The organism is Spirosoma luteolum, from assembly GCF_054778875.1.
In genome coordinates this window covers 134,990-153,927 of the sequence record NZ_BAAGZE010000001.1, presented here as the reverse complement: position 1 = coordinate 153,927, position 18,938 = coordinate 134,990, and the positions used below count along the sequence as shown (strand labels likewise).

Sequence of the window (18,938 nt, the reverse complement as noted above, 5' to 3'; positions counted from 1 at the left end):
TGGTTACTGCCCGGCTGGCGGTGCTGCTGACCCTCCGATGAACCCCATGCTCAATAACCCCGTACTCGTTCACGATACCGCCCGGCAGGCTATCGAAGCCACGCTGCAAGCCAATAAAATACCGGCTGATTATGGGTTGAGGGTGGGCGTGAGAGGGGGGGGCTGTGGAGCGTCGTGGCTGCTGGGTTTCGACCAGCCCGGTCCGGCCGACGAGGTCTATAACGTTGACGGTGTCCGGATCATTATCGACCGTAAGCATTTACTCTATGTGCTGGGGGTAGAAATCGGGTACGAGCCCGGTGGTTTTACCGTTGAGAAAGGAAGCTAAACCGTCAGCGGACTCGTTATGGGCTTTTTTCGTAAAATCTGGCATGATTTTAGTCTCGTTTCGCCAAACTACCCAATCTCCGGGCCTGTGAAGCGAATCGAGCAACATATCTTTCTGATGCTGGCTGTGCTGGCATTTGCGTTGGCGACGCTCTGCTACTGGTTTCTGGAGCAGGATGCGCCGGCCGCTACCGATGAGCAATACCTGAGTTCGGTGCAGCAGCGGGTGAAAGATGAAATGCTTACCAGTTCGACCGAACTGAAACAGGTATCCGACAAGCTTCGGCAGCTGCCCGCACCAACGTTTTCGGAACTGGCCGTACCCACCCGTTTTCCCTATTATATTTTCCGCAAAGCCGTTGGTGCTGCCGGGCAGCCTAAACTGCTATACTGGTCAGACCATCAGTTTATACCCACCTTCAGCCGGGTTGCCCACGTAACCTACCCCCGGCTGGTGTCGTTCGATGGGGGGCGTTATATCGTCAGTCGCGAACGCATCATCCGCAAGACCGATACACTCCATGTGTTTTCGCTGGTAAACGTGTATCGACACTACCGCAACGACAACGCCTACCTGCGCTCGGGCTACAACCCCGATCTGTTTGCCGTTGACCCGGTGGCCATCACCGATAGCCGTTCAAACCTCTACCAGGTCATCTACGACAACACACCGATTTTTTTGTTTTCGGTAGTGCCGCCCAAGGTCAACGCCTACCGCAATCACTCGACACCGGTCAATACGGTTATTCTGGCCACACTGGGTGTTATTTTTCTGGGCCTCTACGTGTTTCAGGTAATGCTGCAGCTGCAGCAGGAACGCCGGTACGGGCGGGGATTTATCTGGCTGGCAGGGTATCTTCTCCTGCTGCGCGGGTTGATGCTGTACTTTGGGGTGCCCTTTTTGTTCATCGAATCGGACCTGTTTAATTCCCGGTACTACACCTCGTCGATGCTGGTGCCGTCGCTGGGCGATCTGCTGCTTAATTCGCTGGTTGCCCTCATCCTGGCCCTGTACTGGGTAAATCATTATTACCGCTCGCGCCAGTATAATCATCTCCTGAAACTATCGGAACGGGCGCGGCAGGGTGCGTCGATCGTACTCGTTATTCTGGGCTACGCCGTTTTTACATTCTGCTACTACGAGCTCAACAGCATTTACGAAAAATCGCAGTTTACCCTCGATATCACGCTGAGTATTCAGTTCACCGCCCTCAAGGTGGTCTGTCTGATCGTATTTGTCACCATTTCGACGATCTATTTCCTGCTGACACACCTGTTGGCCAGTCTGTTCGTGCGATTTAATCGGGATAGCTGGGGCGGGCTGATCTGGCTGGCGATGGGATCCGTGCTGGCCATGGGCTGGCTGTACGTAGCCGGACTACCCATCGAACCGGTGGTAGCGCTCAATGGTATCTACTGGTTGCTGCTTTACCTCTACAAGTTTCCTCGGTCGCTGTACATGTTCCGGTACAAGACCTCCATTTATTTGTTTCTGGCGGCTTTTATCTGCGCTGCAACAACGGCCTATGTGGCCTACCGGCAGGAAATGCGCAAGCAACTGGTACAGAAACAGGCGTTTGGGCGACGATTACTGGCCGAAAACGATGAGTTTGGCGAGTTTTTGATGAGTAAGGCGCAGGAATCGATTGCGGGCGATGTGAACATTGCTCAGGCCTTCCGGAACGATACACTGAAACTCAAGCGGGAGGTTATCCAGAAACGAGTAAAAACGGTGCACCTCGACAAATACCTGGACAAGTACGATACCGATGTAATTTCGTTCGAGGCTGCCGGACTGCCGCTCGATCACGTGCCCAACGCACCGGCCTTCTCAACGCTGGCCAATCGCTACAGAAAACCCAGTTACCGCACGGCCTACCCGGGTGTGTACCTACTCAACGAAGCCACTCCGCGTTCGTTTAAACAGTACGTCTGCTTCATACCCGTGCGGGAGTTGCGGGCCGACTCACTGGGCACGGCCGATACGCTGGGCTATGTAGTGCTCGACTTCCGGCTACGCAGCGAGCAGCCGGAGAACGTATATCCCGAGCAACTGGTCGACACCAAATTCATTCAGCTGCCCGACGTACAGGAATACAGCTACGCTATTTACAGCGGACCAGGGCCGGGCGGAAAACCGCTGCCCCGCCTGCTCTACAGCGCGGGTAGCTACAACTACGAACGGCGCATGCCGCACACGATGCTCACCGACCGGGCGCTGTTCGAAACGGGAGTTATGGTCAACGGCGATCAGCACGTGGGGCTGTGGGGAAAAGATGGCCGGCTGGTCGTAGTCTCGGCGGCCGGGTATCCCTTTCGCAATGTGTTCGCCAATTTCTCCTTCCTCTACCTGCTGCTGGTACTGACGGTGATCGTGGTAATATTGCTCTATGCGCTGCATTATCGGCGGTCGCGGTTCAGCATTAATTACTCAACCCGGATTCAGATTCTGTTGAACATGGCATTTTTCCTGCCCTTGTTGCTGGTTATTCTGATCGTCCTGACGGTGATCAGCTCCAACTACATCACCAACCAGGAGAAGAGCTACATTGCTAACACGCGTAACATTGCCGCCAACTTTCTGACCTACCTCGACGAGGAGCAAAGCAAACGGCGCAGCAAGGCGTCGATGGAGGAGGAACTGGGCAAAGTGGCCCGCGATGCCGATATCGACATCAACCTTTACGACACAAAAGGAGAACTCTATAGCTCGACCCGACCCCTGACGTACGAAAGCGGGTATCTGTCCAAACGAATCAATCCGGAAGCGTATATTCACCTGATCGAGGATAAGGAAAACCAGATTCTGCTCAACGAGTCGCTGGGCAGCAAGCAGTACAGTACCGCTTACGCCAGCATCAAATCATACGACGGGCGGCTGCTGGGGGTTATCGGTGTGCCTTACTTCTACGCCCGCCCCGAACTCGATAAGCAGATTATCGAGGTAATTTCGTCGGCGCTGATCGTCTTTACCATTCTGTTCCTGCTGTTTCTGATTCTATCTTATTTCGCGTCGACGCTGCTCACCAAGCCGCTGAAACTGCTGACCCAGAAGATCAGCAAAACAAACCTCAACCAGACCAACGACCCGCTGCCCTGGCGCTCCGACGACGAGATTGGGGTGCTTATCCGCGAATACAACCGGATGCTGGTGAAACTGGAGGAAAGTAAGCTGGCGCTGGCGCAGAACGAAAAACAATCGGCCTGGCAGGAGATGGCCAAGCAGGTCGCCCATGAGATCAAAAACCCGCTGACGCCCATGAAGCTGACCCTGCAGCATCTGCAGCGGACGCTGCCCGGCATGCAGCCGGCCACTCCCACCAGCCGTCCGGTAAACGATGCCACAACGCGCCGGGTCATGCAGCGCACCTTCGATTCACTGCTCGATCAGATCGACAACCTGAGTGATATTGCGACCTCGTTTTCCGATTTTGCCAAGATGCCCCTGCCCAAAAACGAAATATTCGAGATCACGGGGGTGATTAACAAAGCGGCCGACCTATACTCCGACGACCAGCGTATCAGTCTGCGCCGGCAGATTGCTACGGGACCGCTGATGGTTATTGGCGACCGCCAGCTGATCGGGCGTATCCTGACCAACCTGCTCATAAACGCCATTCAGTCGGTACCGGCCGATCGGAAGCCCGTGCTCGATCTGCGCGTATTTCAGCAGGACGAAACCGTACGAGTCGAAATTCACGATAATGGGGCCGGCATTCCCGAAGCGATTCAGTCGAAGGTATTTCTGCCGAATTTCAGTACCAAGCGGGGCGGTTCGGGCCTTGGGCTGGCCATTGCCAAACGGGGGGTCGAGCACGCCGGCGGCAACATCTGGTTCGAAACAAGCGAAGGCGTGGGCACATCCTTCTTCCTGTCGCTGCCCATGGCCGACGTAAACGCGACGGTATTGCGCCCCATGTCTACCACCCCCTAAACGAAAAGCGCCGGCTCTGTGGAGAACCGGCGCCGTATGGAGACTTGGTACTATTTGCGTTCGAGAACAGACGACTGGGTCGTCTGATGCTGATCTTCGTCGATCGTTACATGTTTCCAGTTCTCACCCGACCGGATGCGGTTGAGTTGAGTGTGCGTAATGCCAAACTGCTTGGCAATCATCTTGAGCCGGTTCTTATCGTTTCGCAGTAGCTTCTTGATTATTTTAACCTTGCTCTCAGTTAGCTTGTAATTGCTGGTCTGGCGAACAACAGGCCGGTTTTTCAGATTCGGATTTTCCCGGTTGTGGGCAATCATCTCCTCCTTCGTAACCCACTTCAAATTCTGATAGTAATTGTTCAGCTTGTCGAAATCGAGGTGTATAACGTACGTCTGATCGGACTTTTCCCGCTGCACAAAATTTTCGGCAACCAGCTTATGCACATACCGGTTGAGCGTTTTGCCCTGCGAACGGATGTTGAGCGACCGATAGCCCTGAATAACGGAGCCTTTGATTAAAATGCTCTCGACAGGAGAGTTCACATCGGTTGATCTGTTGCGTTTGTTGGTTTGAAAACTGCGCAGTCGGCCATAATTGGACACCTCATAGTGGGGGGGATTTTCGATGTCGCTGAAAACGATGGAAACCCACTTCTCATTCCAGAAATTCTGGATCTTCTTGTCGTTCATCGTTGAGTCTGCCGTGATCGGCGGCTAATACAGTTGATATATTTCTATCCGTAGGCGTAGATACAATTTGTTTAACAAGACACTAACAGATAAGTACGTAAATAGTTGATGAATTTGTTTAGAATCTTACTAAGTAAGTGCCTATTTTTTCAGAAATGCTGAAAACGAGGCAGATATCTGTATGTACGTCATTTCTTGTCCGATGGGCTCCATATACTAGCCAGAGATTTTGTTTAGGTAAATATAAACAGTATTAAAGCCGTTTGGGCAGGTTCAGAACTACATGGCCTACGCGGTCGTTATATGACATAAAGATCACTTAAAGCTGAGAAGAGCTAATCACGCGCGACGATATGGCTGCTAAGCATGGAAAAACCATGGTGGTTGGTGCCACCGAAAACACGAGCCGGTATGCTAACCGGGCTACGCATAGTTTGCTTCGCCATGGGCATCAGGTTGCCCTGATTGGGTTGCGGGCCGGTTCTGTCGATGGGCAGCCTATCCAGACCGGGCAACCTGACCTGACGGATATCGATACCGTAACGCTGTATATTGGTCCGCAGAACCAACCCGGTTTGTACGAATACATCAAAAAACTGAAGCCACGCCGGGTCATTTTCAACCCCGGAACGGAGAATCCCGTGTTTGAGCGGGATCTGGCGCAGGCAGGGATCGAACCCATCGAGGCCTGTACCCTGGTAATGCTGGCTACCGGCAGTTACTAAGCCGTATTAATCTCCTGAAACCCGCAAGGCCCCGCAAGTCATGACTTGCGGGGCCTTGCGGTCTTGTAGCAGGCTGGTCCGTTACCAGCGGATCAGGGCCGAAGCCCAGGTAAAACCGCTGCCAAAGGCAGCCAGGCAGATCAGGTTACCCGGCTGTACCAGTCCCTGCTCATACGCTTCAGTCAGCGCGATGGGAATAGAGGCTGCCGTGGTGTTCCCGTAGCGCTGAATGTTGTTGAACACCTTGGCTTCGGGAAGACCCATCTGCTGCCGGACGTATTCCGAAATGCGGATGTTGGCCTGGTGAGGCACCAGTAGATCGATGTCGGTGGCGGCTACGCCATTGGCGGTCAGGCTTTCGTTGATTACTTCCATGAAGCGCACCACAGCGTGTTTGAAGACCGTGTTGCCATTCATAACCACGCTGCTGCCGGGCGATGCGGCTGTGTCGGCATTGATAAAATGATCTTCGCGGCTGCTGCCCGGGTCGCGCAGGTACAGTTCTTCGGCAAAGCGACCATCGGCGTGCAGGTGCGTCGACAGAATACGGTGTGCCGGATCAGTCGTGGCCTGTACCACGGCCGCTCCGGCGCCGTCGCCGAAGATAACGGCTACGTTCCGGCCTTCGGTGGTCTTGTCCATCAGGGTCGACTGAATTTCGGAACCAACCACGAGAGCAGTCTTGTACATGCCCGACTTGATGAACTGATCGGCAATGGAGAGCGCATACACGAAGCCCGAACATTGCTGCCGCACGTCGATCACGGCAACGCCCTCCAGACCCAGTTCGCGCTGCATCAGAAAGGCCGAACCCGGAAAGTAATAATCGGGCGACAGCGTGGCATACACGATCAGGTCGACCTCGGTGGCGGCAATACCCGCCCGGTCGAGGGCCATGCGCGACGCAGCCGTAGCCATGCTCGCGTTGGTGTCTTTACCGTAGGTGAAAAACCGCCGTTCTTTAATACCGGTCCGCTCCTGAATCCAGGCGTCGGAGGTTTCCATATACTGGGTCAGGTCGTCGTTCGTAACCACGTTGTCGGGTACGTAGAAACCCAGCCCTTTTATCTGCGCGTATATCGTGCTCATCTGTCGATTTAACTAGTCGGCAAAGGTACGAAATCGCTCAGGCTTCTGAAACCCACGGTTGGGGGCTAGGCCTGGTGCAGTTCGAAGCTGTACTCTTCCATGATCAGGTTGGCCAGCAACTGACGGCAGGCTGCATCGACCGTTTCGCGGGCGGCCTCCTCGGTTTGGGCCTCGACTTCGAGCCGCACGTGTTTGCCAATCCGGACGTTATCGATGCTGTCCATCTGCAGGTTGTGCAACCCCAGCTTAACGGCTTTACCCTGTGGATCCAGAATTTCGGCGCGGGTCATGATGTCGATTTCAGCGATGTATTTCATGTGTAACGAGTAAATGAAACGGATGAAAACCTGATGACAAACCGATTTGGGGTCAGCAACGACACCGATACCGGGTTTATGCCTTCACGCTTCCGCCCTTTGTAAAAAGTGAAACAAAAATATAGAGTACGATAATGAGGGGTATAGCGGCAAACTGCAGTCCGATCAGCAGGAGCAGCGAAGCAATCAGAAACAGGAATCGGGTTTGGTTATCGGCCCATCGGAACGATTTGAATTTAAGGGCAAACAGAGGAATTTCCGATACCATCATAAAGGCGAAGGCTACCATCATACCCAGCGCGATATCGTTTTTCCAGAGCCCGTCGAACTGGGGCTGGTAGCGGGCCATGAGCGGAAAGGCGGCAATTACCATCGTAAAAGCCGGCACGGGCAGGCCAATAAACTGTTCTGACTGCCGGGTGTCGATGTTGAAGTTGGCGAGCCGGAGCGCAGCCAGCACCGCAATCAGAAACGCACCGTACGAAATAACGCCCAGCCCCTGAAACCAGCAGAGCTGAAAAACAATCGTTGCCGGCAGGGCGCCAAACGTAACCACATCGGCCAGCGAGTCGAGTTCTTTGCCGAAGGGTCCCGACACATGTACCAGCCGCGCTACAAAGCCATCGCCAAAATCGAGCACGGCGGCCAGCAAAATAAGCCAGGCGGCCGTGTCGAGGTAACCCCGCATGGCCATGACCATACCGATACAGCCGCAGAGCAGGTTGCCACAGGTCATGGCGTTGGGCAGGTGACGAAGCAGTTTCATGCGCGAACGAAGGGGTTAGTGCGTTTTTCCTGCCCGATGGTAGTCGGCTCGTTGTGGCCGGGATACACCACGTAATCGTCGGGCAGGGTGTACAGCTGCGTCCGGATACTGTTAAAGAGCGTGGCCTGGTCGCCGAACGGCAGGTCGGTACGGCCAACGCTACCCTTAAACAGCACATCGCCCCCCACAACGTACCGATCGGCGTGGTTGATGAACGCCACATGGCCCGGTGCATGCCCCGGCACAAAAACGATATCGAATACCTGATTGCCAACCCGGAAGGTGTCGCCCTCGTGCAACGGCGCATCAATCGAAGAGGGCTCGTAGGCCCGCAGCCCGTAGAGCTGGCAACGCGACGCCACATCGTCGAATATGACCTGGTCGAGCGGATGCAGGTAGGCTTTTACGCCGTATTTCCGTTTGAGGTAGGCCAGTCCGAACACATGGTCGAGGTGGGCGTGGGTGAGCAGGACAGCCGTTACCGTGAGCTGGTGGCTATCGATAAACTGGCTCAGGGCTTCTTTCTCGGCCTGCTCGTAACAACCCGGATCGATAATAACCGCGTCGCGGGTCGTATCGTCGGCAATGACATAGGTGTTTTCGAGGAACGGGGAAAACTCAAAGGCTTGAATCATACGGCGCCCGAACGATGGGGTTCGGTTTCGGGAGATACACGGGATGGCCAGACCGGCTGGTTCGGCCTACAAAAGTAGAAACACGGTTGGTTTTTTACGCAAGTCGGGCACGTTCGATTTCCACTCGCGCACGGTCATGGTTTTCACAAAGGCGTCGGGCGCGGTCAGGTTACAGGCCACACTCAGACGCGTATTGGGCTGGCAGTTGGCCAGCACATCGGCAAAGAGCGCATCGTTGCGGTAGGGGGTCTCCATAAAAATCTGGGTTTGCTGCCGCGTCTGCGCTTCTTTTTCCAGAAACCGGATGGCCCGGGCCCGGTCCTGCCGGTCGATCGGGATATAGCCGTGAAATACGAAGGACTGGCCGCTCATGCCCGAAGCCATCAGCGCCAGCAAAATCGACGAGGGCCCCACGAGCGGCTCGACACGCCAGTTGAGCGTGTGGGCAAAACCAACCAATACGGAGCCGGGGTCGGCCACGCCGGGGCAACCCGCTTCCGACAGCACGCCCGCGTTGCGCTTCCGCTCCATAAGCTCCTGAATCTGCCGCCGGGTTTCGGCGGGGGGGGTGTCTTTGGTCAGTTCAAAAAAGGTTGTTTCGTCGATAACCCGGCTTGTTTTAAGGCCGCTGATGAAGCGCCGGGCCGAGCGAACATTCTCCACGAAGTAAGCATCGGTTTGTTCGATCACCTCGCGGATGCGGGGTGGCAGCACCAGGCTTTCGGTATCGTCGGCCAGCAGTGTGGGTATCAGAAAGAGGGTTGGCATTGGTAATTCGGAAATAAAATACGGGGTAGGGGAGAGGCTGTCAGCCGCAGGGTGAGGGCTAGGCCCGTACAAAGCGCATCAGCACTTCAATAAATTCGTCGGGTTTTTCGGCTTGTACCCAGTGGCCGGCGCCTGCAATCGTTTCGATGGTAGCATGCGGGAAAATCTGGTGGATCCGCGTGAAATCCTCATCGGTGATGTAGGGCGACAGACCACCCCGGATAAACAGGGTTGGCGTTTCAACAATGTGGGCATTGGTCAGTTCTTCGCCAATGCCGTGCAGCTCGCGCTCAATAACGGGGAGGTTGAGCCGCCAGGCAAACTGGCCCTGCTCATTACGATACAGATTTTTCAGCAGGAACTGCCGCACCGGAATCGATGGTTCGAAGCGGCTCAGCAGGGCATCGGCATCGTTGCGACTCTTCAGCGCTGCCAGATCAATCGTTTTCAGCCCCCGAATCAGCTCGGCATGGTGAATGGGATAAAACCTAGGGGCAATATCGACAACAACCAGCTTGCTGAACGTACCAGGGTACAGCATGGCGTACTGCATCACCGCTTTGCCCCCCATCGAATGGCCGATCAGAATGGGGTTGTCGAGTTTCTGGTCTACCAGAAAGGTATGCAGATCACTGGCCATGCCCGCGTAGTCGTGCTCCTCGTGTCGGGGCGACTGCCCATGGTTACGCTGGTCGAGGGCAAATACCCGGTAGCCAAGCCCGGCAATGGTTTTGCTGTGCGTAAGCCAGTTGTCGGACGAACCAAACAGCCCGTGCAGGATAACGATGGCCGGCCCTGAATCGCCGACCTGGCGAAAAAACAAATTCATGCAGAAACAGAAATAGGTCAGCTAAAAAAATGGGCGGGGTATCGGTCCGCCGGGAAAATCAGTGCACGTACACGACCCGATCGCGGGGAGGCACCAGCTCGCCGAACGACGTCAGTGAGAAACCCTGCTCGGTGGCAACCCGCTCAAACTCGTCTGTCTGGTCGGGCGTAACCGCAATAAGCAGTCCCCCCGAGGTTTGGGGGTCGGCCAATACGTAACGTTGCGTTTCGGTGAGGTCGCTGATCTTGTGGCCATAGCTGGCCCAGTTACGACCCGTACCGCCCGGGAAGCTTTGCTGCGCCAGGTATTCATCGACAACAGGCAGCTTCGGTACGGCTGCGTAGTCGATCACCGCGCTCAGCCCCGATCCTTCAGCCATCTCGGTCAGGTGGCCCAGCAGCCCGAATCCGGTGACGTCGGTCAGGGCCTTCACGTAGGGTAGTTTGCCCAGCACCGCCCCGAACCGGTTGAGCTGCGCCATCTGCGTTGGGGCCAATTGGGCGTGTTCGAGCTTTAAAATGCCCTTTTTCTGCGCGGTGGTCAGAATACCGACGCCCAGGGGCTTGGTCAGGTAGAGCCGGCAGCCGGCGGTTGCCGTGTTGTTTTGCTTGAGGTGATCAATGCGTACCCGACCCGTCACGGCCAGGCCAAATATGGGTTCGGGCGAGTCGATGCTGTGCCCGCCGGCCAGCGGGATACCGGCCTCCCGGCAAATGGCGCGGGCTCCTTCGAGCACTTCACCTGCCACCTCGGGCGGGAGTTTATCGATAGGCCAGCCCAGAATGGCAATGGCCAGAATGGGTTCGCCCCCCATGGCATAGATATCGCTGATGGCGTTGGCCGAGGCAATACGCCCGAAGTCGAAAGCATCGTCGACAATGGGCATAAAGAAATCGGTGGTGCTGATGATGGCTTCGCCGTTGCCCAGGTCGAGCACGGCGGCATCATCGCGGGAGTCGTTGCCAACCAGCAGGCCCGGAAACTGCGGCTGATCGGCGGGTTGCTGCCGGCCGGCGGTGCGGTTATGCAGGATTTTATCGAGGATCTGGGGGGCTATTTTGCAGCCGCAGCCAGCCCCGTGGCTATACTGCGTCAGTTTGATGGAGGGCGTTTCGGAGGTTGTCATAACAAGACAAAGCAATTAAAAAAGGGGTTGACCGGCCGGGCGGTCTGTAAAGTACACCCAGACCCGGGTAATGGTTCGGGATTGGGCGTGGAGAGGCTGATTGTATGAATACTTAACAAAAAGATAACAAACGAAATTGAACGGAATGTAGGTGCTTTTGTCCTATTCCGCGTCATTGGGAAACGGAGCTTGTCCGATAGTACTTTTTTAAGATTTCGGGTTTTGATGCCGCCAAAATTTTGTGGCATCTTTGCGGCCTGAATGCAAACTACCTAACCGTATAAGCGTCTTCGCATTACAAACTAAATCAATTACATCTATGTCTAAACAACTACTGCGTTTTCGGGCGGCTTTTGTGCTGGTCGGCAGTATGCTTTTGGCGGTGCTCGGTGGGAGCGTTGCCGTGGCACAGGTAACTTCATCGGCTATCAGTGGCTTCGTTACTGACGCAAATGGTGGGGCATTGCCAGGTGCGACCGTGGTGGCTGTTCACCAGCCGTCGGGCAGCCGGTATGGAACCGTTACCAACGGCTCTGGGCTATACAACATGCCCAATGTTCGGGTAGGTGGTCCCTACATCATTGTGGTTACGTTTGTTGGCTTCAAAGAGCAGAAGCAGGAAAATGTGTTTGCCAGCCTGGGTACTACTGCCAACGCCAATTTCAAACTTACCGAAGAAGGCACGAGTCTGAACGAAGTTGTTGTGTCGGGGAATCGGAGCGATATTTTCAGTTCAGAACGTACCGGGGCAGCCAGCTCGTTTGGTCGTGAAGCTATTAATACCACTCCAACCATCGGACGTACGCTGAACGACATTACGAAGTATAACCCGTATGGCAATGGTCAGTCGTTTGCTGGTCAGGACAGCCGTTTCAACAACATCACGATTGACGGTGCCGTATTCAACAACGGCTTCGGTCTTGGCGGATCTGCTCAGGCTGGTGGCCGTACAGGCACGACGGCTGTATCGCTCGACGCGCTCGATCAGGTACAGGTCAACGTAGCTCCCTTTGATGTACGCCAGTCTGGCTTCACCGGTGCCGGCATCAACGCCGTAACGCGTTCGGGCACCAACGATGTGTCGGGTTCGGCATACTACCTGTTCCGCAACAACAGTCTGGTGGGTAAGGATGTGAATGGAACGAAGATTTCGCCAGCACCGAATGTCGATGAGAAGACCTACGGTTTCCGGATTGGTGGTCCAATCATCAAGAACAAGCTGTTCTACTTTGCCAACTTTGAACGGTTTGAAAGCAGCACGCCGGCGCTCACCTGGGGACTGACCCGGCCCGGTGCCACGGGCAACGTGTCGCGCGTGACCGAAACGGACATGCAGGACCTCAACCAGTTTATGGTCACAAATTTTGGCCGTAGCCTGGGCGCTTTCGACGGTTTCAATAACGAAGTGAAAAGTACGAAAGGCCTGGTTCGCTTCGATTACAACATTAACGACAACAACAAACTGTCGGTACGCTACTCGCACCACGATTCGCAGTCGGGCTCGATTATCAGCAATAGCAACAGTAGTAACACGGCTGGTAATGGTAACCGGACCAACAGTTCGCTGGCCCTGTCGCCTGAAAACTCGGGTTATCTGATTGCCGACAACACCCGCTCGATTGCGGCTGAGCTGACGTCGAACTTTGGCAGCAAGTACGCTAACGATCTGGTTGTAACGTACAACAAACAGATTGAAGACCGTACGTACAAGACGGGTGTCTTCCCAACGATCGATATTCTGAAAGACGGAAGTACCTATACATCGATCGGTTTCGATCCGTTTACGCCAAACAACAAGCTGAACTATTCGACGATGAACATCACGGATAACTTCAGCATCTTCGCTGGCAAACATACGCTTACGCTGGGCGCTGTGTACGAACACTTCACCTCAAACAACGTTTTCTTCCCTTCGTCGAACGGTGTGTATGTGTACAACTCGATCGCCGATTTCAAAACAGCGGCTCTGGCGTCGATTGCCAATCCGAACAGTACCACGTCGCCCGTAACGGTAGCCCGTTACAACCTGCGTTACTCATTGCTGCCCGGTGGTGTTGAGCCCCTGCAGACACTGAAGCGTAACCTGTTCAGCGCTTATGTGCAGGACGAATTCCAGGTTAACCAGAATTTCAAACTGACCTACGGTATCCGGGGTGATGTATTTGCCTACGATAACTCAACGGCTGCCGACTTCAACAACCCGGTAGTGGCCAATCTGACGTTCCGTGACGAGAACGGCAACCCGTACTCGGTTTCGACGGGTGCTTTCCCGAAGGCGCGCCTGCTGCTATCGCCCCGCGTTGGTTTCAACTGGGACGTGAACGGCAACAAGAGCACGCAGGTCCGTGGTGGTAGTGGCTTGTTTGTGTCGCGTATCCCGGAAGTACTGGTGTCGAACCAGCTTGGTAACAACGGGGTAAACACGGCGGTTATCAACGTAACCAACACAACGGCTTACCCCTTCACAACGGATCCATCGCGGTTTGTACCCACCACGACGACCGACATCACCCGGCTCAATCCGTATGTAATCAACGCATCGGACGCTAACCTGAAGTACCCTCAGATCTGGAAAACCAACATCGCTGTTGATCAGCGGCTGCCTTTAGGTCTGGTGGCTACGGTTGAGTTTATTTACAACAAAACGCTCAACGGTCTGCGGTATATTGATGCCAACCTGAAAGCGCCGGATCGTACGTTTGCTGGTCCTGACAATCGCCCCCGCTTCCCGGCTTCGGGTGTAACCAGCACGGGTTCGGGTGCCGCCAACACGGTTGCCGTGGCGCGTTTCTACAACCCCGCTATCTCGAACGTGTTTGTGCTGAAAAACACCAACCAGGGCAACTCTTACATCGCAACGGTGAAACTGGAGAAACCCTCGACCCGTGGCTTCGGCGGATTTGTGTCGTACACCTACGGCGAAGCGCGTGATATTGCCTTCGTAGGTAGCACCGTACAGGCTAACGTACCAACGGTTATTGGTCAGAACTACCTGCCGCTGACGTACTCGGATAATGACCTGCGTCACCGGATCGTTGGCCTGGTTAACTACCGTCTGAACTACGGCGGCCGCTTCGGTGGATCGACCACGTTCACACTTGGTGGTCAGGCAACCAGCGGTAGCAAAATCTCGTACACGCTTAACCAGGATCTGAACGGCGACGGTCAGACGTCGAACGACCTGATCTACGTTCCCCGCAACGCTTCGGAACTGACGTTCTCGCCCCTGCCCGTTGGCAGCGGTTCTACGGCCCGCGTTTACACGGCTGCTGAACAGCAGGCTGCTTTCGACGCCTATATCAATGGTAACGATTACCTGAGCACCCGGCGTGGCCAGTATGCCGAGCGGAACGGTGGTTTCTTCCCCTGGCTGACCCGTTTCGACTTCACGATCATCCAGGAGTTCTACGTTTCGGTAGGTGCCAAAGGCAAACGTAACACGATTCAGCTGCGTGCAGATATGCTCAACGTAGGCAACTTCATCAACAACAAATGGGGTGTTGGTAATGTGTCGACGACGTTTAACCCACTTGCTCTGGCAAGCGTAAGTGCAGATGGTACGCCGGCTTACCGGATGGCTACGCAGGTTGTAGATGGTCAGACCATTCTGCTGCGCGATTCATTCCAGAAAAGTGTAACGGTTAATGATGCATGGCAGGCTCAGCTGGGTCTTCGTTACATCTTCAACTAAGCCACAGTTGGCGCAACGCCAACTACAAAAAAGCCCGGTCGTCACTGACCGGGCTTTTCTGTGTTTAGGCTAATAAGCTGTGATACCTATGTTTTTGGCTTGAGGGCATCGGTACCCGCCTGATAGCCCTGTACGATCATACGGCCAATGTCGTCGGAGGTAAACTTCATCAGGTTGAGCGAGAGGGGTTCGGTGGGGCGGATAATAGTCATCTGCAGATGACGCCCGTGCAGCTGTTCACGCTCGGCATAGCGCTCGGCCCAGGCAATGTCGTTGTTGACCAGCTGGTTGACCGTAATGTCTTTGACACGGTCCATCAGGTTCAGGATGTTGCGGTAGTTGAACTTCTCATTGTAGATTTTCCGGGCATGGCAGGCCACGCAGGCAATGTCGGTGGCACCGTCTTCGATGGCCACGCGCAGGGGCGCTACCTCGCGCAGACCGCCATCGAGAAAAGCCCGGCGGTGGTCGCCCCCGATCTGTACCGCCGGCATCAGAAAGGGTAATGAACTGCTGGCAAAGATATAGTCGAGAAAGTGCGGGTCGGCGGCATCGGCGTAGCGCATGTCGCCCTCGATGATGTCGACCGCCCCGACCTTGATACCAACAGGGCCGTTTTTAAGGGCTTCGAGGTCGATGCTGCGCCGGATCAGATTCTGGATGGGCGAGTTGTCGAGCAAGCCATCGAACCGGCTCATCAGCGTATTGTAGCCCATCCGGAAGCGAGAGCGGATGACAGCTACATCGTCGGGGCGGGTAATGTTGCGTATCCAGAACTCGATCAGGTATTTACCCACTTTTACCCAGTCGACTGTGCCGGTTTCGGCCTGCTGACGGGCGGCTTCATTAGCCAGAAACGTAGCATTGAGACTCCCTACCGAAATGCCGTAGAGGTTGTCGGGCCTGAAACCGCTCTCGAACAGCGCCATCACGGCGCCCACCTGAAAGGCACCTTTTAATGAACCACCACCCAGCACAAGCGCTTTTACCGGTGGGCGTGACTCGGGTGGAACAGCCGATGAACGAGGAGACGGTGGAGTTGGGTTACTGATCATGAGCAGGAACGAGGGTCTCGGTAGTGAAGCGGTAAGATTGGCGTTTTCGGTCAATAAACAAAGGAAAAGCAGGGCCCGGCCTAACAGGCTCATTCCCTCCGATTTGGTTCGGGTTGACCGGGGTCTGCGCATTCCTTGCTATACTTGCCGTAAATTAGTAACCCGCGGCCGGCAACTCCAGCAGACGCCCATCGCCCGCCACTGAATAACACTGAAAAATGTCTCTTACTGTCGCCGATATTCAGGCTCCGATTGCTGCCGAAATGAGCTTGTTCGAGCAGAAATTCCGGGGTCAAATGAAAAGCGACGTTCGGCTGCTCGACCACATCATGAGTTACATCGTGAAGCGGAAAGGCAAGCAGATACGCCCCATGTTTGTTTTTCTGATGGCGGGCGTTTGTGGAACCATCACCGAATCGACCTACCGCGGAGCGTCACTGATCGAGTTGCTGCATACGGCTACGCTCGTCCACGACGACGTTGTCGACGACTCTGACTACCGGCGCGGCTTCTTCTCCATCAATGCGCTCTGGAAGAATAAAATCGCCGTACTGGTGGGCGATTACCTGCTCTCGCGCGGACTCCTGCTCTCGATCGATAACGGCGATTTCGACTTGCTGCAACTGGTCTCGACGGCTGTGCGTGAAATCAGCGAGGGGGAGCTGCTGCAGATCGAAAAAGCCCGTCGGCTCGACATAAACGAAGCGGTTTATTACGAAATTATCCGGCAGAAAACGGCTTCGCTGATCGCGGCCTGCTGCGCCGTCGGCGCGCGCTCGGTCGGTGTGTCGAGCGAGCAGATCGAACAGGCCCGGCTTTTCGGTGAGAAAGTAGGCATTGCTTTCCAGATCAAAGACGACCTGTTCGACTACGGTACGGCTGAAGTTGGCAAACCACTGGGCATCGACATCAAGGAAAAGAAAATGACGCTGCCGCTGATTTATGCACTCAACAAGGCTGGGTTCCTGGAGAAACGCCGGATTATTAATCTGGTGAAAAACGAAAGCGAAAACCCGCGCAAAGTGGCCGAGGTAATCGAGTTTGTGAAGCAGTCGGGCGGTATCGAGTATGCCACCCAGGCCATGAATCAGTACGTAGCCGATGCCCAGACGCTGCTCAATGCCTTTCCCGATTCGCGCTACCGGCAGTCGCTGCATCAGCTGGTGCAGTACACCATCGAGCGCAGCAAATAAGCCAGATCGGGGCGTCAACAACCCGCAGGTGCTGCCGGGTCAATGCGGTGGGCGCGTATCTTTGCCGCCAGTACGGTTATCAACCACCCTCGTTCATGCGTTTACTCACGTTTGCTCTGGCAGCGGTATGCCTCACCGCCCCGTCGTTTGCCCAATCCCGCCGGTCGGCCAATGCGCCCCGCCCCTCGGCTCCGCCCACCGAAGTTGCCACGATAGCACCCATCGCCGGGGTTACCCATCCAAAACTCGTGGTTGGTATCGTGGTCGATCAGATGCGGTACGACTACCTGTACCGCTATTATAACCGCTACGGCCAGGGGGGCTTCCGCCGGCTGATGGATGGTGGCTTTAACGCCCGTAACAACCATTATCATTACGCAGCAACCTATACCGGTCCCGGCCACGCGGCAATCTATACCGGTTCGGCCCCGGCTATCAACGGTATTGTCGGCAACGATTTCTACGAACGGAATATCGGCCGGATGCTCTACTGTGCTGAAGATACGACCGTCAGTACGGTTGGGAATACGGGATCGGCCGGGAGGATGTCGCCCCGCAATCTGCTCGTGACAACCATAGGCGACCAGCTTAAACTGGCTACCGACGGGCGTGCCAAAGTCATTGGCATTGCGCTGAAAGACCGGGGGGCTATCCTGCCGGCTGGCCACGCGGCCGATGGCGCTTTCTGGTTCGATTCGAAAGACGGTAACTTTATTTCGAGCACGTTCTACGGTACGCAGCTGCCGGCCTGGGTGCAGTCCTTCAACGCTCAGAAACTGCCCGAACAGTATATTCAGCGCAAGTGGGAACTGTCTATGCCCGCTGCGACCTACGCCGAAAGCACCAGCGACGATAAGCCTTATGAGTCGATGATGCCGGGCGAAACCAAGCCGGTTTTTCCGCACGAATTTGTGGTGCAGACGGGGAGCCCCAAGTACGAGGTGTTGCGGACCAGCCCCTACGGCGATGAGTTGACGAAAGCATTTGCCCTGGCCGCGCTGAAAGGTGAGCAACTGGGTCAGCACGACGTAACCGATATGCTCTGCGTAAGCTTTTCATCGCCGGATTATATCGGTCACGCCTTTGGTACTCACGCCGTCGAAACGGAAGACAACTACCTGCGGCTCGATAAGCAGCTGACCGAACTGTTTGCAGAACTCGACAAGACGGTGGGGAAAGGGCAATGGACTGCCTTTCTGTCGGCCGACCACGGTGCTGCCGATTCGCCGGGCTTTCTGCAGGAATACCGCATTCCGGCGGGCGTACGCGGCTATGGTGAAGTTGGCGATGCGGTGAAAGCCACCCTTGAAAAAGCCTATGGACCCGGTAAGTGGATGCTCACTTATTTCAATCAGGAAATATACCTCAACCACGCGCTGCTGGCCGAGAAAAAGATTCCGATGACGCAGGTGTACGAAGTGCTGAGTCCGGTCGTGCTGGGTCTGAAAGGTGTCTCAAACCTGATTAATCTGCATAACTTGGGCGCCGAGGCCATTCCTGAACTGCAACTCAATATGTTCCGGAACGTGTATTACCCCAACCGCAGTGGCGATTTTTATGTATTGCAGCAGCCCAGCTGGATTGAGGGCCGCAACCGGGGCACAACCCACGGTACAACCTATGCCTACGACACGCACGTTCCCTTTCTGCTCTACGGCTGGGGCGTGAAACCCGGTCAGACCCTGCGCCGGACCCACATTCACGATATTGCGCCCACCATTACGGCGCTGCTTGGCATTCTGGAGCCCAGTGGCAACATCGGCACGCCCGTTGGCGAAGCGCTCAGGTAATTGA

15 protein-coding genes are annotated in these 18,938 nt (G+C 55.3%); 6 read left to right on the top strand and 9 right to left on the bottom strand.

From position 1 onward, the window contains the following. The first annotated feature begins 46 nt into the window (after nt 1-46). Complete coding sequence (locus ACYVAC_RS00710) at nt 47-328, top strand: iron-sulfur cluster assembly accessory protein (RefSeq protein WP_461095957.1); 282 nt, start codon at nt 47-49, stop codon at nt 326-328. A gap of 87 nt (nt 329-415) precedes the next feature. Beyond that, nucleotides 416-4,261 (top strand): sensor histidine kinase, encoded by a 3,846-nt coding sequence (locus tag ACYVAC_RS00705; RefSeq protein ID WP_461095619.1) that lies wholly within the window; start codon nt 416-418, stop codon nt 4,259-4,261. A gap of 50 nt (nt 4,262-4,311) precedes the next feature. Here the strand turns inward: ACYVAC_RS00705 and ACYVAC_RS00700 are convergent, their stop codons facing one another. Beyond that, nucleotides 4,312-4,950, bottom strand: coding sequence for an HNH endonuclease (locus tag ACYVAC_RS00700; protein WP_461095618.1), 639 nt, complete (start codon nt 4,948-4,950; stop codon nt 4,312-4,314). A gap of 353 nt (nt 4,951-5,303) precedes the next feature. Between ACYVAC_RS00700 and ACYVAC_RS00695 the strand changes: the two genes are divergently transcribed. Beyond that, a complete protein-coding gene (locus ACYVAC_RS00695; protein WP_461095617.1) occupies nt 5,304-5,675 on the top strand; it encodes a CoA-binding protein in 372 nt (123 codons plus the stop codon). 81 nt (nt 5,676-5,756) lie between these two features. On the opposite strand, the gene ACYVAC_RS00690 is transcribed toward ACYVAC_RS00695, so the two are convergent. The 7 genes from ACYVAC_RS00690 to selD all read right to left on the bottom strand — a co-directional run bounded on the left by ACYVAC_RS00690 (nt 5,757) and on the right by selD (nt 11,205). After that, nucleotides 5,757-6,764, bottom strand: coding sequence for a 3-oxoacyl-ACP synthase III family protein (locus tag ACYVAC_RS00690; protein ID WP_461095616.1), 1,008 nt, complete (start codon nt 6,762-6,764; stop codon nt 5,757-5,759). 65 nt (nt 6,765-6,829) lie between these two features. After that, a complete protein-coding gene (gene purS, locus ACYVAC_RS00685; RefSeq protein ID WP_461095615.1) occupies nt 6,830-7,081 on the bottom strand; it encodes a phosphoribosylformylglycinamidine synthase subunit PurS in 252 nt (83 codons plus the stop codon). A 76-nt stretch (nt 7,082-7,157) separates the two neighbouring features. Further along, the gene (pssA, locus tag ACYVAC_RS00680) at nt 7,158-7,847 is read right to left on the bottom strand and encodes a CDP-diacylglycerol--serine O-phosphatidyltransferase (protein WP_461095614.1); all 690 of its coding nucleotides are present in this window, start codon (nt 7,845-7,847) and stop codon (nt 7,158-7,160) included. Continuing rightward, nucleotides 7,844-8,482, bottom strand: a complete 639-nt coding sequence (locus ACYVAC_RS00675) for an MBL fold metallo-hydrolase (RefSeq protein WP_461095613.1) — start codon at nt 8,480-8,482, stop codon at nt 7,844-7,846. Before ACYVAC_RS00675 ends, pssA begins: the two co-directional genes overlap by 4 nt. Nucleotides 8,483-8,548: 66 nt before the next feature. Then, complete coding sequence (locus ACYVAC_RS00670) at nt 8,549-9,250, bottom strand: SAM-dependent methyltransferase (protein WP_461095612.1); 702 nt, start codon at nt 9,248-9,250, stop codon at nt 8,549-8,551. Between the two features lie 58 nt (nt 9,251-9,308). Beyond that, nucleotides 9,309-10,079 carry an alpha/beta fold hydrolase gene (locus ACYVAC_RS00665; protein ID WP_461095611.1) on the bottom strand — a complete coding sequence of 257 codons (771 nt, stop codon included), beginning with the start codon at nt 10,077-10,079 and terminating at the stop codon, nt 9,309-9,311. Between the two features lie 58 nt (nt 10,080-10,137). Next, a complete protein-coding gene (gene selD, locus ACYVAC_RS00660) occupies nt 10,138-11,205 on the bottom strand; it encodes a selenide, water dikinase SelD (protein WP_461095610.1) in 1,068 nt (355 codons plus the stop codon). A gap of 319 nt (nt 11,206-11,524) precedes the next feature. On the opposite strand from selD, the gene ACYVAC_RS00655 reads away from it, so the two are divergent. Beyond that, nucleotides 11,525-14,896 (top strand): TonB-dependent receptor, encoded by a 3,372-nt coding sequence (locus ACYVAC_RS00655; RefSeq protein WP_461095609.1) that lies wholly within the window; start codon nt 11,525-11,527, stop codon nt 14,894-14,896. Nucleotides 14,897-14,982: 86 nt separating this feature from the next. Here the strand turns inward: ACYVAC_RS00655 and ACYVAC_RS00650 are convergent, their stop codons facing one another. Further along, entirely contained in the window at nt 14,983-15,951 is a 969-nt protein-coding gene (locus ACYVAC_RS00650) for a patatin-like phospholipase family protein (RefSeq protein WP_461095608.1), read from the bottom strand. 218 nt (nt 15,952-16,169) lie between these two features. Here ACYVAC_RS00650 and ACYVAC_RS00645 point away from each other — a divergent pair, with 218 nt between their 5' ends. Beyond that, the gene (locus tag ACYVAC_RS00645; protein ID WP_461095607.1) at nt 16,170-17,144 is read left to right on the top strand and encodes a polyprenyl synthetase family protein; all 975 of its coding nucleotides are present in this window, start codon (nt 16,170-16,172) and stop codon (nt 17,142-17,144) included. Between the two features lie 95 nt (nt 17,145-17,239). Beyond that, nucleotides 17,240-18,934, top strand: coding sequence for an alkaline phosphatase PafA (pafA, locus tag ACYVAC_RS00640; RefSeq protein ID WP_461095606.1), 1,695 nt, complete (start codon nt 17,240-17,242; stop codon nt 18,932-18,934). Nucleotides 18,935-18,938: the final 4 nt, after the last annotated feature.